This window comes from Streptomyces sp. NPDC057249, assembly GCF_042669245.1.
In the GTDB taxonomy this organism is placed as follows: domain Bacteria; phylum Actinomycetota; class Actinomycetes; order Streptomycetales; family Streptomycetaceae; genus Streptomyces.
Genome location: NZ_JBHUXS010000001.1, coordinates 391,100 through 405,517, shown reverse-complemented (window position 1 = coordinate 405,517; position 14,418 = coordinate 391,100). Strand labels below are relative to the sequence as shown.

9 protein-coding genes are annotated in these 14,418 nt (G+C 73.5%); 2 read left to right on the top strand and 7 right to left on the bottom strand.

Going from position 1 to position 14,418, the window contains the following annotated elements; genetic code table 11:
* Nucleotides 1-49 precede the first annotated feature (49 nt).
* The 3 genes from ACFUJY_RS01950 to ACFUJY_RS01940 form a co-directional block, all read right to left on the bottom strand.
* Entirely contained in the window at nt 50-472 is a 423-nt protein-coding gene (locus ACFUJY_RS01950) for a universal stress protein (protein ID WP_383293040.1), read from the bottom strand.
* 109 nt (nt 473-581) lie between these two features.
* A complete protein-coding gene (locus ACFUJY_RS01945; RefSeq protein ID WP_383293037.1) occupies nt 582-1,235 on the bottom strand; it encodes an FMN reductase in 654 nt (217 codons plus the stop codon).
* A gap of 2 nt (nt 1,236-1,237) precedes the next feature.
* Entirely contained in the window at nt 1,238-2,317 is a 1,080-nt protein-coding gene (locus ACFUJY_RS01940; RefSeq protein ID WP_383293034.1) for an LLM class flavin-dependent oxidoreductase, read from the bottom strand.
* Between the two features lie 191 nt (nt 2,318-2,508).
* On the opposite strand from ACFUJY_RS01940, the gene ACFUJY_RS01935 reads away from it, so the two are divergent.
* Nucleotides 2,509-2,907 (top strand): VOC family protein, encoded by a 399-nt coding sequence (locus ACFUJY_RS01935; protein ID WP_383293031.1) that lies wholly within the window; start codon nt 2,509-2,511, stop codon nt 2,905-2,907.
* 21 nt (nt 2,908-2,928) lie between these two features.
* Here the strand turns inward: ACFUJY_RS01935 and ACFUJY_RS01930 are convergent, their stop codons facing one another.
* The 4 genes from ACFUJY_RS01930 to ACFUJY_RS01915 all read right to left on the bottom strand — a co-directional run bounded on the left by ACFUJY_RS01930 (nt 2,929) and on the right by ACFUJY_RS01915 (nt 12,963).
* Nucleotides 2,929-4,860, bottom strand: a complete 1,932-nt coding sequence (locus ACFUJY_RS01930) for an NAD-binding protein (protein ID WP_383293028.1) — start codon at nt 4,858-4,860, stop codon at nt 2,929-2,931.
* A gap of 30 nt (nt 4,861-4,890) precedes the next feature.
* Complete coding sequence (locus ACFUJY_RS01925) at nt 4,891-9,777, bottom strand: DNA repair ATPase (RefSeq protein ID WP_383293026.1); 4,887 nt, start codon at nt 9,775-9,777, stop codon at nt 4,891-4,893.
* A 127-nt stretch (nt 9,778-9,904) separates the two neighbouring features.
* Nucleotides 9,905-12,202: a flotillin family protein gene (locus ACFUJY_RS01920; RefSeq protein WP_383293023.1), complete on the bottom strand. Its 2,298-nt coding sequence runs from the start codon at nt 12,200-12,202 to the stop codon at nt 9,905-9,907.
* 116 nt (nt 12,203-12,318) lie between these two features.
* The gene (locus ACFUJY_RS01915) at nt 12,319-12,963 is read right to left on the bottom strand and encodes a hypothetical protein (protein WP_383293020.1); all 645 of its coding nucleotides are present in this window, start codon (nt 12,961-12,963) and stop codon (nt 12,319-12,321) included.
* 316 nt (nt 12,964-13,279) lie between these two features.
* Between ACFUJY_RS01915 and ACFUJY_RS01910 the strand changes: the two genes are divergently transcribed.
* Nucleotides 13,280-14,365 (top strand): PucR family transcriptional regulator, encoded by a 1,086-nt coding sequence (locus tag ACFUJY_RS01910; protein WP_383293018.1) that lies wholly within the window; start codon nt 13,280-13,282, stop codon nt 14,363-14,365.
* Nucleotides 14,366-14,418 lie beyond the last annotated feature (53 nt).

Genomic DNA, 14,418 nt, shown 5'->3' with positions numbered 1-14,418 from the left:
CGGGTGGGCCCCGCACCACGTGTGGTGCGGGGCCCACAGCCGTACGGGGTCAGGCGCGGACGACGGTCACCGGGCACGAGGCGTGCTGGGTGACGTGCAGGCTGACCGAGCCGAGCAGGGTCGCCTTGAAGCCGCTGTACCCGCGCGCACCCACCACCAGCAGGTTCGCGCCCTCCGACCGGTCCAGCAGGGCCTGCGCCGGGTTGCCGATCACGACGACCTTGCTGACGGCGGCGGCGCCCTCGGCGCCCAGCGCCTCCTCCAGCGTCTCGGTGAGCGACACCGTGGCCATGGCCTGGGGGTCGAAGTCCTCCGGGAGGCCCGGCATCATCGACGCCCAGCTGGTGGCGGGGTACTCCCAGCTGTTGACGGCCTCCACCGTGTCACCGGTCAGCTCCGCCTGGCGCACGGCCCAGTGCAGTGCCTTGACCGACGACTCGGAGCCGTCGACGCCCACCACGATCCTGCCCATCTCTGCCTCCAGCTGGGTTCTGCGGCTGTGCTCGGTCCCGCTCGCACACGTCTTCCCGTACGACTCTAGTCAAAACGGGCGAAATGGCGATTTGCGGTGGTCCGGACAGTCAGGCCGGGCGCAGGGCCGCGAGCTGCTGTTCGAACGGGACGACCTCGTCGTCCAGACCGGGCGTCCTGGTCGCACCGGAGACCGCACGGCCGCCGGTGACGGCGTCGGCCAGCTCCCCGCCCGCGCGCCGGATGCGGGCGGGCAGCCCCTCGGTGTACTCGTCACCGCTCGCGCCCCAGTCCTCCGACGCCGCGTAGACCGAGGTCGGCAGGGTGACGGCGCGCAGGTAGGCGAAGAGCGGGCGCATCGCGTGCTCCAGGACCAGCGAGTGCCGGGGCGTGCCGCCGGTGGCGGCGACGAGCACGGGCTTGCCGGTCAGCGCGGTGTTCTCGACCAGGTCGAAGAAGGACTTGAACAGGCCGCTGTACGAGGCGGTGAACACCGGCGTGACCGCGATCAGCCCGTCGGCGCCCGTCACCGCGGCGAGCGCGTCCTCCAGGGCGGGCGGCGGGAAGCCGGACACCAGGTGGCTCGCGATGTCCGCGGCCAGGTCGCGGAGCTCGATCACCCGGACGTCGACCGGGCGGTCCTGCGCGGCCTCGATCCGCTCCCGGGCGGCGGCGGACAGCCGGTCGGCCAGCAGCCGGGTCGAGGACGGGCTGCTGAGGCCGGCCGATACGGCGACGATCCTCACGGGTTCGGTGGCGAACACGGTCAGCTCTCCTTCGTGGCGGCGTAGGCGGGGTGCAGCGGGGCGGTCTCGGGGACGCCGACCGGGCGCAGGGCGGCGAACTCCTTGCGCAGCACGGGGACGACCTCCTCGCCGAGGATGTCGAGCTGTTCGAGGACGGTCTTCAGCGGCAGCCCCGCGTGGTCCATCAGGAACAGCTGGCGCTGGTAGTCGCCGACGGCGTCGCGGAAGGTCAGCGTCCGCTCGATGACCTCCTGCGGGGAGCCCACGGTCAGGGGCGTCTGCCGGGTGAAGTCCTCCAGTGAGGGCCCGTGGCCGTAGACCGGCGCGTTGTCGAAGTACGGGCGGAACTCGCGTACCGCGTCCTGCGAGTTCTTCCGCATGAACACCTGGCCGCCGAGGCCGACGATCGCCTGCTCGGCGGTGCCGTGGCCGTAGTGCGCGTACCGCTGCCGGTACAGCCGCACCATCTTCTTCGTGTGCTCCATGGGCCAGAAGATGTTGTTGTGGAAGAAGCCGTCGCCGTAGTACGCGGCCTGCTCGGCGATCTCCGGCGAGCGGATGGAGCCGTGCCAGACGAACGGCGGCACGCCGTCCAGGGGGCGCGGGGTCGCGGTGAACGACTGGAGCGGCGTGCGGAACTTGCCCTCCCAGTCCACGACGTCCTCCCGCCACAGCTTGTGCAGCAGGGCGTAGTTCTCGATGGCGAGCGGGATGCCCTGGCGGATGTCCTTGCCGAACCACGGGTACACCGGGCCGGTGTTCCCGCGCCCCATCATCAGGTCCATGCGGCCGTCCGTGAGGTGCTGGAGCGTCGCGTAATCCTCGGCGATCTTCACCGGGTCGTTGGTGGTGATCAGCGTGGTCGAGGTCGACAGGACGATGCTCTTCGTCTGCGCCGCGATGTAGGCGAGCGTGGTGGTCGGGGACGAGGGGACGAACGGCGGGTTGTGGTGCTCACCGGTCGCGAAGACGTCGAGCCCGACCTCCTCGGCCTTCCGCGCGATGGCGACGGTGGCCTTGATCCGCTCGTGCTCGCTCGGCGTCGTACCGGTGGTGGGGTCGGTGGTGACGTCCCCGACGGTGAAGATCCCGAACTGCATGGCGTCCGCCTCCTGGTCGGTATTGGTTGAACGTTGAACTAACTGGACGCATCGTACAACGGAGGGCGGGGGCGCGGTATTCCTTCGTCCTCGGACCCGGGGACCAGGACCGATGGCCGATGTGTGCGTCCCGGCGGGCTCATACGCTGCGGCTACGCGGCCGAGGGCGCCGCCCCGACGAAAGGGCACCCGTGTCATTCACCGCCGAGACGCACGTCCGCCTCGCCCGGCCCTCCCGGGATCTCGCCGCCGCCGAGCGGTTCTGGGTGGACGGGCTGGGGCTGAAGGTCCTCTTCCGCGCCGACGCGGAGCGGGAGCCCGGAACGCATGACCTTCTCATGGTGGGGCATCCCGACGCCTCCTGGCATCTGGAGCTCACGCGGGGGCCCGTGGACCCCCGGCCCACCGAGGAGGACCTGCTCGTCCTGTACCTGGACGGCCCGGTACCGGACGAGCTGGTGGCCCGGCTGCTCACCTGCGGCGGTACGAGGGTGGCCTCGCCGAACCCCTACTGGAACGAGTGGGGGGTCACGGTGGCGGACCCGGACGGGTACCGGCTGGTGCTCTGCCGCCGGGGCTGGCGGCCGTAGGACACGGCCTACGGCCCCTCCTCAGACGCCGGTCGGGCTGGAACGGCGGCGGCGCCCCAGCAGCTCCGCCAGCCCCCTGCGCGTCGCGGCGATGATCACGCGGTCCGTCGGGCGGAGCACGTAGCCGGGGTGGATGTTCCAGACGAGGGAGCCCGGGGCCACGTCCAGGGCCAGGACGCGCCAGGCGCCCTCGCGGAACGCCTGGTCCACGGTGCGGCCCTCCAGCTGGGGGTGGCCGCCGACCTCCACCGCCGCGAACAGCAGCACCTTGCGTTCGACCGGGATCGCGCCCAGGATCTGCCGGCCCATCATGGCGGCCGCGAAGGAGGGGCCCGCCAGGTGGGAGACCGAGCGGGAGCGGGTGATCGCCTGCGGGTGCGCCGTGCGCAGCGTGCGGTAGACCACCGTGGCGAACTCGTCGTCGAAGAGGCGCACCGTCACCCGCAGGCTCGGCTTGAGCGAGCGCGCGTACAGCGCCGCCTCCAGGTTCGTCGTGTCGGCGCTGGTCAGCGCGAGGAGCCCGCGTGAGCGGCCGATCTTGGCCGCTTCGAGCACCCCTTCGTCCGTGACGTCACCGAGCACCACCGGCACGTGCAGCCGCCGGGCGACGGGGATGCCGCGCGCGTCCGGGTCCTCCTCCACGCACACCACCGGGATGCCCAGCTCCCGCAGGTGCACCAGGACCCGGGTGCCGATCTTGCCCAGCCCGAGCAGCACCACGTGCCCGGAGAGCCCGCGCGGGGGCCGCCGCAGCGAGGAGGCGCTGCGCAGCGAGCCGAACGCCTCCAGGACCCCCGCCACCAGCAGCGGCAGCAGCATCAGGCCCGCGATGCCGGAGAGGATCTGGATCACCTGGCGGGCGGTCGGCTCACCGATCGCCGGGTCGCCCATCGCGAACAGGTCGAGCAGGGTGAGGTAGGCCGCGTGCAGCGGATGGTCGCCGGTGGTGACCGAGGACGCCACCGCCAGCCCGAGCACGGCGAGCCCGACCCCCAGCGCCGACCAGCGCAGCCGCCGCGAGAAGAACTGGCTCAGCGGCGCGCTCCGGCCGCTCATCCGGGGCTTCGGGGCGGCCGCACCCGACTGGGTGACGGCCTCCAGGACGACCGCGCCGCGCCCGGTCGCGGCGGCGATCTCCGCCGGCCCGGGCAGCAGCTGCGGCCCCTCGGCGCCGCTGCTGTCGGAGCCCTCCGCGCCCGCCGGGTCGTGGGTGGTGGAGGAGAGCAGGGCCAGGGTGCACAGGCCGGGGTCGGCGACCTGGCCGCCCCGGGGCGGGGTGCGCTCGGCGGCGCGCAGGAACAGGCCCTCGGCCCGGACCACCCGGGTCGAACCGGCGAGCGCGGTGGCCGCGAGCGCGGGCGCGGCGGTGTCGGCGTCGGACAGCACCGTGGTGGAGGCGTCGATCGCGGCCGGGTCGAGCCCGGGGGACGCGACGGCCGCCGCCTGGTCGAGCAGGGTCTCCAGATGCTGGCCCAGCTTGCGGTTGTAGAGGCGGATCACCAGCCGGACACGGGGGTTGAGCCGGCGGGCGGTGAGCGCGGCCCGGATGTTGCGCTCGTCGTCGTCGTAGACGAGGGCGACCGCCGAGGCCCGGGCGATGCCCGCCTCGGCCAGCGCTTCGTCGGACGGTTCGGCGGCCTGGAGGATGCGCACCGCCTCGACGCCGGCATTGGTGTCCCCGTCCGAACCGTGCGGCAGCCCACCGCCGTTGCGGTTCATCGCGGACGCCATCCGTCCGAACAGCGCGGCGGCCCGCCCGCGCCCGCTCAGCGGTTCGTCCGGCCTGACCGCGCCCGGCTCCGGCGGCACGACGAGGGTGACGCGCTCCCCGTAGACGTACCGCAGCTCCACGGCGAGCCGCTGGGCCAGCGCGTCGTCTCCGCAGACGACCATGTGGCCGGAGAACGGAGAGGGTTGGGGTTGCTGGGGGAAGGAGGACACGTGTCCCAGCATGCCTTGCTCCCTTCCGTTGATCGAGGACGGTCAGCGGTCGTCGTGCGGCCTGGCCAGCAGGTGGCGGGGGTCGGCGGCGCGCCCGATCGCCGTCTCCACGGCCGCGATCCGGTCCGCGAGCAGCCCCAGCGCGGCCACCGCGCGGGTCATCGGATCGCCCTCGGGCCCGCCGAGCGCCTGGGTGCGGACGTACGAGGCGCAGAGCGCCGCCCACCGCTCGGCCTGCGCGGGCGTGAGCGTGCCCCGCAGCGCGGCGAGCTTCAGGAGCGCGGCCTCCGCGCCGCTGGTCAGGGTCTGCGCCTCGCCCGCGTAGTGGTCGTCCACGACGGCGGACAGCTCGGCGTCGTTCATCACGGGCGCGATCCGCTCCGCGATCCGGTTCATGTTGCGGTACGAACCCTGGAGCCGGAACGGCGGCTCGGTGCGGGTGGCGTCGGTCTGCGCGGCCGAGGCGATGTACGCGGCGTTGACCGCGAGGACCGTGTCCCGGGCCCGCAGCAGATGGCGCAGGACGGCGGTGATCCGGTCCACCTCGGCGGGTGCGTAGGGGTGTTCGAGCTGCTCCGGTCGCGCCGTGGGGTCGTCGGCGGCGAGCCGCAGCAGCAGCGCCAGGTCCTCGCGGGAGCGGCCGGCGAGCGGCGCCAGCACCGGATTCGCGGTCAGCGCGTTCTCCACGAAGCTCAGCGCGAAGACGTCCTCGCGGCCGGACAGCACCTCGCCCAGGTTCCACACGTCCGCCCGGTTGGCGAGCATGTCGGGCACCTGGAAGCGCGCGCCGGACTCGGTGTACGGGTTGCCCGCCATGCACACCGCGAACCGCTTGCCCCGCAGGTCGTACGTGCGCGGCTCACCGTCCCGCACCCCCTCGACGCGGCGCGTGGCGTCGCAGAGCGGGATGAACTTCTGGAGGAGTTCCGGCGAGGTGTGCTGGATGTCGTCCAGGTAGAGCAGCGTGTTGTTGCCCGCTTCGAGCGCGAAGTTGATCTTCTCGATCTCCTGGCGTGCGGTGGCGCTGCCCGCCTGCGCGGGGTCGAGCGAGGTCACGTCGTGGCCCAGGTTCGGGCCGCTGACCTTGACGAGGACGAGCCCGAGCCGGTCGGCGACGTACTCCATGAGCGTCGTCTTGCCGTAGCCGGGCGGCGATACGAGCAGCAGCAGGCCCTGCGAGTCGGTACGGCGGTCGGCGTCGGCGGTGGAGAGCTGCTTGGCGAGGCTGTCCCCGATCAGCGGCAGGTAGACCTCGTCGAGCAGCCGGTTGCGTACGAACGCCGGCATCACGCGCGGCCGGTGGTCGTCGAGGCGCAGCCGGGTCCGCTCGGCGGCGACCAGGGCGGTGCGCCGGCGCTGGTAGGCGCGGAATCCGGGCACGGCGACGGTCCGGAACTCCTCGGTGCGGGCGAGGAGTTCGTCGATGCGGACGGTGAGCCGGCCGCGTTCGACGCGCGGGTGGACGCCGAGGAGCCCGTCGACGGTCTCGGTGAGCGGCGCGTCGGCCTCGTACCGGGCGAGCAGCGGTTCGGGGCACAGCTCCACGGCGACGGCCTCCGCGAGGTCGCTCGGGTCGATGTCCGTGCCGCTCGCCCCGGCGTACGAGGTGAGCCAGCCCTCCACGAGCTGGCGCCGGGCCGGCAGGTCGTCGGCGAGGGCGGCGAGGTCGTCGTCGTACGCCGACGTGCCGGTGGCGTGGCGGAACTTGTCCAGGAACGCACGGACGGAGGCGCCCGTCACGAAGCCCTCGGGGCCGCCGGTCAGCTCCTCGAAGAGGTACGCGGCGACGGACCGGGCCCCCTCGGTGCCGATCACCGACGCCCACTCCTCCTGGAGCGCGGCGACCGCCGGGGCGAGCCCGAACGTCTCCCGGGCGCGGGCCAGCGAGCGGGCCCGGCGCGCCCAGGAGACCCGGCGGGCTGCGTCCGCCTCATGGACCCAGTACAGCTGGGCGGCGGCCCGGACGGCCGGCGGGAAGCGCAGCAGCCCGGCACCCGCGTGCAGCCGCAGCAGCGCGGCCAGGATCGCCGTCGCGTCCTCGTCGTGGACCCCGCGCTGATATCCCTCGTCGTACGCGGCGGCAGCGGACTCCCGGACGAGCGCGGCGAGTTCGCCGTCGTCCAGGGAGGCCAGCCGGTCCGCGCCGTGCTCGTCGAGGAGCCGGGCGGCCAGGAATTCGCCCCGGTAGACGGCCGGGGACTCGGAGGGGAGCGTCCGGTCCCAGTACGGGCGGGTCGCGGCGAACTCCGGGTCGGTCACCGGCATCCGGTAGTCGGTCCCGGTGACGGCGAACGCGAGCGTGCCGTCCTGCGGCACGAGGGTCAGCTCGAACGGCTGGGTGTTCACCGCGAACCGGTGCCGGCCGAGGCGGATCACGGACCCGCCGTCCGCGTACAGCTCGTCCCGGTCGCGCAGGGCCCGGCCCGCCCCCTGGCGGGCGGCGAGCAGCTGCCCGTCCAGCTCCTCCGCGCGCACGGTGTCCCCGAGCGCCCGCAGCTCCTCGGCGGTCCGGCGGACCTTGGCGACCATCGGGTCGGAGGCGAAGTAGGTGTGGACGGCGTCCGCGTCGGGCAGGGCGGCGCTGCGCCGGGCGACCGTCTCCAGGACGCGCGCCGCCGAGTCCGCGAGGCGTTCGGTGCGGCGGGCCAGCTCGTCCTGAAGGCCCTGTTTGCGCGCCGAGAACGCCTCGTACACCTCCGTCCGGCGCTCGCCCAGCTCGGCCAGGAAGTCCTCGTACTCCGCGAACCGCGCCTCCAGGTTCTCCAGCTGGAGCAGCAGCCTCGCCAGCTGCTCGTCGCAGGACTCCGGGGTCCCGGCGGCGGCCAGCGCGGCCGTGACGGCCTGTCCGAGCAGCGCGGACTCGGCGGCGAACTCGGCCCGCCCCTCGTGGTCGGCCAGGGCGCGGCGGCGGGCGTCGAGCGTGGCGCGGGCCCGGTTGACGGCGCCCAGGACCTCCGCGATGCGCTCCAGGATCGACGTACGGACCACCCCGTCGCCGATGTCGAGTCCGGCGACGACGTCCGTGACGGTGCTCAGGCCGTCGGTCATGGCGGCCAGCCGGTCCCCGAGCGCGGCGGCGTCGGTGACCGTGGCGAGCCCGGCGGCCTCCTCGGTGAGGCGGGCGATGTCCTCGTGGTAGCCGGCGAACGCGTCGTTCCTGGCCAGGAAGGCGACCGCGCGGCGGGCGGCCGCCTCGATGTCCTCGGCGGTGGCGGCGGCCAGCTCCGCGATGCGCTCGGTGTCCGCGTACCGCATCTCCGCGAGGGTGGCCAGGTGGCCGTGCGCGCCGCGCAGGTCGGTGAGCCGGTCCACCCACTCGGCGGCCGTGCGCGGGGCCTCGCCGCGCACCCGGCGGACCAGGGCGGTGATGCGGTCGGCGGTCTCGGTGAGCGCGTCGGCGGCCTGCCGGGTCAGCGCCTGGACCGCCTCGAACTCCGCGACGACCTGGCGCGCGGTCTCCCGAAGCTCGCCCAGCGGCTCGGCCAGTCCGCCCAGTTCGGCGTCGTCCAGCCAGTGGTAGCGGTCGCCGGCCCGTACGCAGTCGGCGACCAGCCGGTCGTACACGGCGGCGGTCGGCGCCGTCTCGGACGCGGCGTGTGCGAGGGCCAGGCAGTCGGAGATCCCGCGCACGAGGTCGGCGTTGCCGACCCGGGCCAGCGGGCCTTCGCCGGCCGGGCGGGACGCGGCGTAGGTGTCGGAGACGTACGGCGTCCGCCAGCGCTGCAACGGGTGGACGCGCGCCGCGCCGCCCTCGCCGCCCTCCACCGGGTCGCGCAGCACGACGAGCGTGCCGTCGTCCAGCAGCGCGTGGCCCCGGCCCTGGAGCGGGGTGGCCACCTCCTGGCGGATCACGTTGTACGGAAGGAGCAGGCTGCGGCCGTCCTGGCGGTCCCGGAAGACGTACAGCACGTCCTCGCCGTTCGGGGAGCGCACGGCCTCTTCGAAGACCGGGTCGGTGAGCGGCTGCGCGATGTCGAACGTCCGGGCCTCGCCGGTGGTCAGGTAGAACCCGCCCGGGAAGATGATCCCCTGGTCCTCGGGGAGTCGCCGGCAGGCCGGACCGATGCCGTCGAGGCGGGTCACCGTCCCGAGGAGCGCGTTGAAGACGAGGTGGCGCGGCGCCTCCTCCTTGTACGGGCGGACCCGCAGCAGCACGAGCGGGCCCAGCTCCGCGTACTCGACCTCGGCGTCCGCGAGCGACTGAAGCGGTTCGGTGACCGGCTCCTCGTAGATCCCCTCCGGGGTCTCCGTGTCGTTGACGGTCTTCACGGTGAGCGTGCCGCCCAGCGTGTCCACGTACAGCTCGGCCTCGCAGCCGATGGCGATGTGCGGGTGGCGGCCCGCGACGTGGGCCTCCCGGCCCGCCGTCGTCCAGGTGAAGTCGTGCGACGGCGGGAAGACGTGGTCGCGCTCGCCGCGCGCGTCGAGGAACGCGCCGGGGGAGCCGTCCGGGTTCAGCGCCCAGCGCAGGACCCGGATGTCCTTCGCGGTGTCGCCGGTACGGAAGACCGCCAGCAGGCGGCCCTCGGTCCGGCGCAGCCGCAGCAGGCGGGCGGCGCGGAAGTAGCGGTGCAGGCCGTCGAATTCGCGGACGAAGGCGGCGTCGGTGAGCGGGGTGCCGGTGCCGGGGGCGAGGTCGGCGGCGTACAGGGCGAGCGCCTCGTCCACGGCGGGTGCGTCCTGCCGGCCCGGGCCGCGTTCGAAGCCGAACAGCAGCTCGCCGCCGAGCGCGACGAGGTCGCGGGGGACGGACGGGCGGTCCGTCCTGATCTGCTCACTGCCCAGGAGCTGGAGGCCGGTGGCGCCGAATGCCTCGGTGCGGCGGGCGTTGAGGGCGGTGGCCCGGCGGGTGAGCTCGGTGGCGTGGGCGCGGAGGCGGCGCCGCAGGACGTCGTAGTCCCCGGCGGTGGGGGTGGTCACGTTGTCCACTGGAGGCTCCTTGCGGTGTGGCGTGCGGCGCTCGACCGCCGGACGGGCTGGAGGGGTCCGCCCCACCCGGCCCGTCCGGCGACCGAGGACGGACGGGGCCCGGTGGGGCGTTCGGGCGACGGACCCCTCAGGACACCGGCGTACCGTTCAGGCCCACCGGGGCCAGGCCGCTGACCGGGACGTCCGCCAGGCCCAGCGAGCGCGCGTGGTCCAGCAGCGCGCGGAGCTGGTCCGCACCGACCCCCGCCGACGGCGCGGCCATCATCCGCATCAGCAGCGCCGACACCGTCAGGTTCTGCACGTCGCCCGTGGACACCGACGACAGCACCCGCGTCAGGTCCTCCGTGAACGAGGAGTCGCCGTTCAGCCACGGACCGGCCAGGGTCTTCGCCGTGTCCGAGTGCGAGACGAACCCGTCCAGGCTCTTGCCCATCGAGATGGACGACACCAGCCGGTCGAAGAACACCGACTCGCCGCCGACGATGTCGATGTCCGCGTTCTCCAGACCCGTGGCGAGCACCGTCGCCTGCGCCTCGGCGACCTGCCGCTGGACGTCGAGCCCGGCGAGCCGGATCTCCTTCTCGGCGGCCAGCCGCAGCCGGTACTCCTCGTGCCCGCGCGAGGCGTCGTCCAGCGCCGCCATCGCGGCGGCCTTCTCCGTGAGCCCCGCCGCCTCGGCCTTGAGCTTCTCGCCGATCATCGCCGCGTCGGCGGACGCCTGTGCCTGGGTGCCTTCCGCGTCCGCGAGGGCCTTGAGGCGGGCGCCTTCGGCCTCGGCCTTGAGCTTCTCGCCGATCATCGCCGCGTCGGCCGATGCCTGTGCCTGGGTGCCCTCCGCGTCCGCGAGGGCCTTGAGACGGGCGCCCTCGGCCTCGGCCTTGAGCTTCTCGCCGATCATCGCCGCGTCGGCCGATGCCTGTGCCTGGGTGCCTTCCGCGTCCGCGAGGGCCTTGAGACGGGCGCCTTCGGCCTCGGCCTTGAGCCGCGCGGAGGTGGCCCCGGCCTCGGCGCGTCCCGTCTTCTCGATCACCTCCGCTGCCGCGTCCCGCACCTGGATGTCCGCGAGGCCGGGCGCCGCCGTCTCCGCCTGGATGCCCTCGGCCAGCCGCAGCTTGGCCTGCGCGTCCAGATCGGCGGTCTTCAGCCGGGCCTCCGCGAGCGTCAGCTGCTCGGCCGCCCGGTGGGTGGCCGCCGCCTCCGCCGCCTCGGCCGCCTTGATGTCCTTGACCAGCCGCTCCTGCGCCTCCGCCTCGGCGGCGATGATGACCGACTTGCGGGTGCGCTCGGACTCCTCGACGGACCGGAGCGTCTTGATGGACTCCTCCTGCTCGGCGACCGTACGGTCCACCGCGATCCGCTCGCGGATGACGTCGGCGACCTCGCGGCGCTCCGCCTCGACCTCCTTCGTCGCGGCGATGCGGTTCAGCTCGGTCTCGCGCTCACGCCCGATGACCTCCAGCAGCCGGTCCTTCTCGATGCGCTCGTTCTCCACGGCGATGACCCGCTCGCGGTTCTTCTGCGCGACGGCGATCTCCCGGGCCTGGTTCTCCCGCTGGATGCCCAGCTGCTCCTCGGTCCTGATGAACGCGGCCTGGGCGCCCAGGCGCTCCTCCTCCTGGACCCGGGCGGTCACGGCCTCCTCGCGGGCCCGCAGCGTCTCGACCTCGCGGCGCTGCTTGATCTCCGCCTCGGCCTGCCGGCGCTCCAGCTCCAGGATGGTCTCCCGGGCGTCGACATCCTGCCGGGTGATCTCCTTCTGCTCGGTGCGCTGGAACTCGTTGGTGCGGACGTGCTCGATCGCGGTCAGCTCGGTGATCTTCCGGATGCCCTGGGCATCCAGGATGTTGGCGCCGTCGAGCTGCGCCATCGGGGTCTGCTCCAGGAAGTCGATCGCCGCGTCGTCCAGGTGGTAGCCGTTCAGGTCGGTACCGATGACCTGGATGATCCGGTCGCGGAACTCCTCGCGCTTCGTGTACAGGTCCACGAAGTCCAGCTGCTTGCCGACGGTCTTCAGCGCCTCGGAGAACTTCGCCGCGAAGAACTCCTGGATGGCGGCCTTGTCGCTGGCGCGCTCGGTGCCGATGGACTGGGCGACCTTCTTGACGTCCTCGACGGTCTTGTTGACCCGCACGAAGAACGTGATGTGGATGTCGGCGCGGATGTTGTCCTGGCAGATCAGGCCCTCGCGCCCGGTGCGCCGGATGTCGATGGTCTTGACCGAGATGTCCATGGACTCGGCCTTGTGCAGCACCGGCAGGACGACGGCACCGGTGAAGGTCACGTCGACCTTCTTGGTCTTGGAGATGATCAGTGCCTTGCCCTGCTCCACCTTGCGGAAGAGCCGGGTGATGATCAGCAGCACGGCTACGGCGATGAGCAGGACCACGGCGACGAGCAGGCCGAGGCCCAAGGAGATGGCATCCATGACAGTCCTTGGCGGCAGGTGGTGCGGAAATGAGCGGTTTCACGTGAAACACGGCGTGGCGGCAGACGGCGTCCGGGCAGGCCGGACGGGCGCACCGCGCCGGCCGGAGCGGTGACTCAGACGGCGGGGCCGGAGGCCGTACGGCCGTGCGGCGGACCCGGGTCGAGCGCCTTGTCGTAGGCCGAGACCCAGAAGAACTCCCCGGCCTCGTCGTACGCGTACAGCAGTCCGGAGCGTCCGGAGGTCAGCTCCGCGTCGACGGGCTCCAGTTGGCGCACCTGGACGGTGGCGGTGGTCCCGTCGTCCGCGGTGACCTCGGCCTGGCCGAAGTCCGTGGAGACCGAGCCGGTACGGATCGTGCAGACGCGGCCCAGGAAGTCCTGGCGCGATGGCGGAGGCTGGTCGGGGAACAAGCGCCGGAAGTGGTGGACGAGCAGCCGCACCGCCCCCCAGGCGAGCAGCAGTGCCCCGGCGAGGACCGCGCAGGCCAGCACGGCGCGCAGCGGTCCGGTGGCGCCCGAGCGGTGCACCAGGACCGAACCGGTCAGGGCGGAGAACCAGCCGACGGCGATCATCAGGGACACCGAGACGGTGACCGGGACGCCCCCGACGCCCGCGAGATCGGTGTCCAGGTCCGCGTCGAAGGAGTGGTGGTCGGCCGCGCCGACCAGGACGAGCAGCCAGAAGGCGATGACGACGACCAGCGCGGCGGCGAAGAGCACAGTGGGGAAGGACAGCGTCGCGTCCATGAACTCCCGCATCGATCCCGACCCCCGTCCGTTCCGCCGGCGTTGGAGCCGGTGTCCGCGCGGACCGGTCGGTGACCCCGGTGCCGCGGTGTCACCCTCGATGACACCGCGGCATCCGGGCCTTCCCCCGATCCCCCGTGCACCCCCGTGATTCCCCCGTTTTCCCCCGTGGTCCCCCGGTTGGTGCTGAAAGGATCGTGTCATCCGGGGACGCCCGGACGCATTGCCGGAACACGGCAACGTTCGCCGGTCTCCGATGCCGGGCACCGGCACCGGGCTCCGTGCGTTGGGCTGATGTACGTACGGAACAGGAAACGGAGGCGGACGCGTGGCGGAACCGGTGATTCCCGACAGCTTTCTGGAGGGTTACGCACGGATACTCGGGGAGGCGGCCGTCTCGGGCCGGCGGCTCACCCGCGAGGAGCTGGACGCCCGCCGCACCCTGGGCCGGGAGGCCGCCGAGGCCGGTCACCAGCTCCGCGCCCTCGTCCGCATGCACCTCGCCGAGACCCGCGCCGCCTGGCCCGCCCCCGCCCCCGGTGCGTCCCCCGCCGCCGCGGCGGCCTCCGCCGACAGCGTGCTGGCCGCGGTGGAGCAGGCGGTGGACGCCTTCGCCGACGGCTTCGAGCGCGCCCAGCGCCTCACCGTGCGCCGCGAGGAGGCCGCCCGGCGCGAGTTCATCGACGACCTCCTCTACGGGCGCAGCGATCTGGGCCGGCTCGCCGAGCGGGCCACCCGCTTCGGGCTGCGCCTCTCGCGCGCCCACGCGGTGGCGGTGGCGACGGGCCCGGAGGCGTACACCGAGACGGAGGTGGTGCCCCGGCAGGTGGAGTCGGCGATGGTGGCCCGGTTCAGCGGGCGCAAGATCCTGCTCACCACGAAGGACGGGCGCATGGTGTGCGTCGCGCCCGGCAGCCAGCCCGACGTCCTGCGCTACTTCGCGAAGCAGGCGCACGCGGCGACGGACGGCGGCCGGGTCGCCGTCGGCCGTCCCCACCGGGGCCCCGGTGGCGTCGTCCAGTCGTACGACGAGGCGCTGGACGCGCTGGACCTGGCCGACCGGATGGACCTGGACGACCCCGTGCTCTACGCCGCCGACCTGCTGGTCTATCCGGTGCTGACCCGGGACCGGCAGGCCATGGCCGATCTCGTACGCAGTGAGCTGGGTCCGCTCCGGCAGGCCCGGGGCGGCGCCGAACCGCTCCTCAGGACGCTGTCGGTGTACTTCGACGCGGGCTGTGTCGCCGCCGAGACCGCCCGCCGCCTCTCGCTGAGCGTCCGGGCCCTCACGTACCGGCTGGAACGCATCCACCAGCTGACCGGCTCCGACCCGGCCGATCCCCAGCACCGCTACACGCTCCAGACCGCGGTGATCGGCGCCCGGCTCCTCGACTGGCCCGCCAAGGAGCTCTGAGCCCCGCTCCGCGTGCGGGACGGGCGGGCTCCGCCTAGCGTGATCAGCCGGGG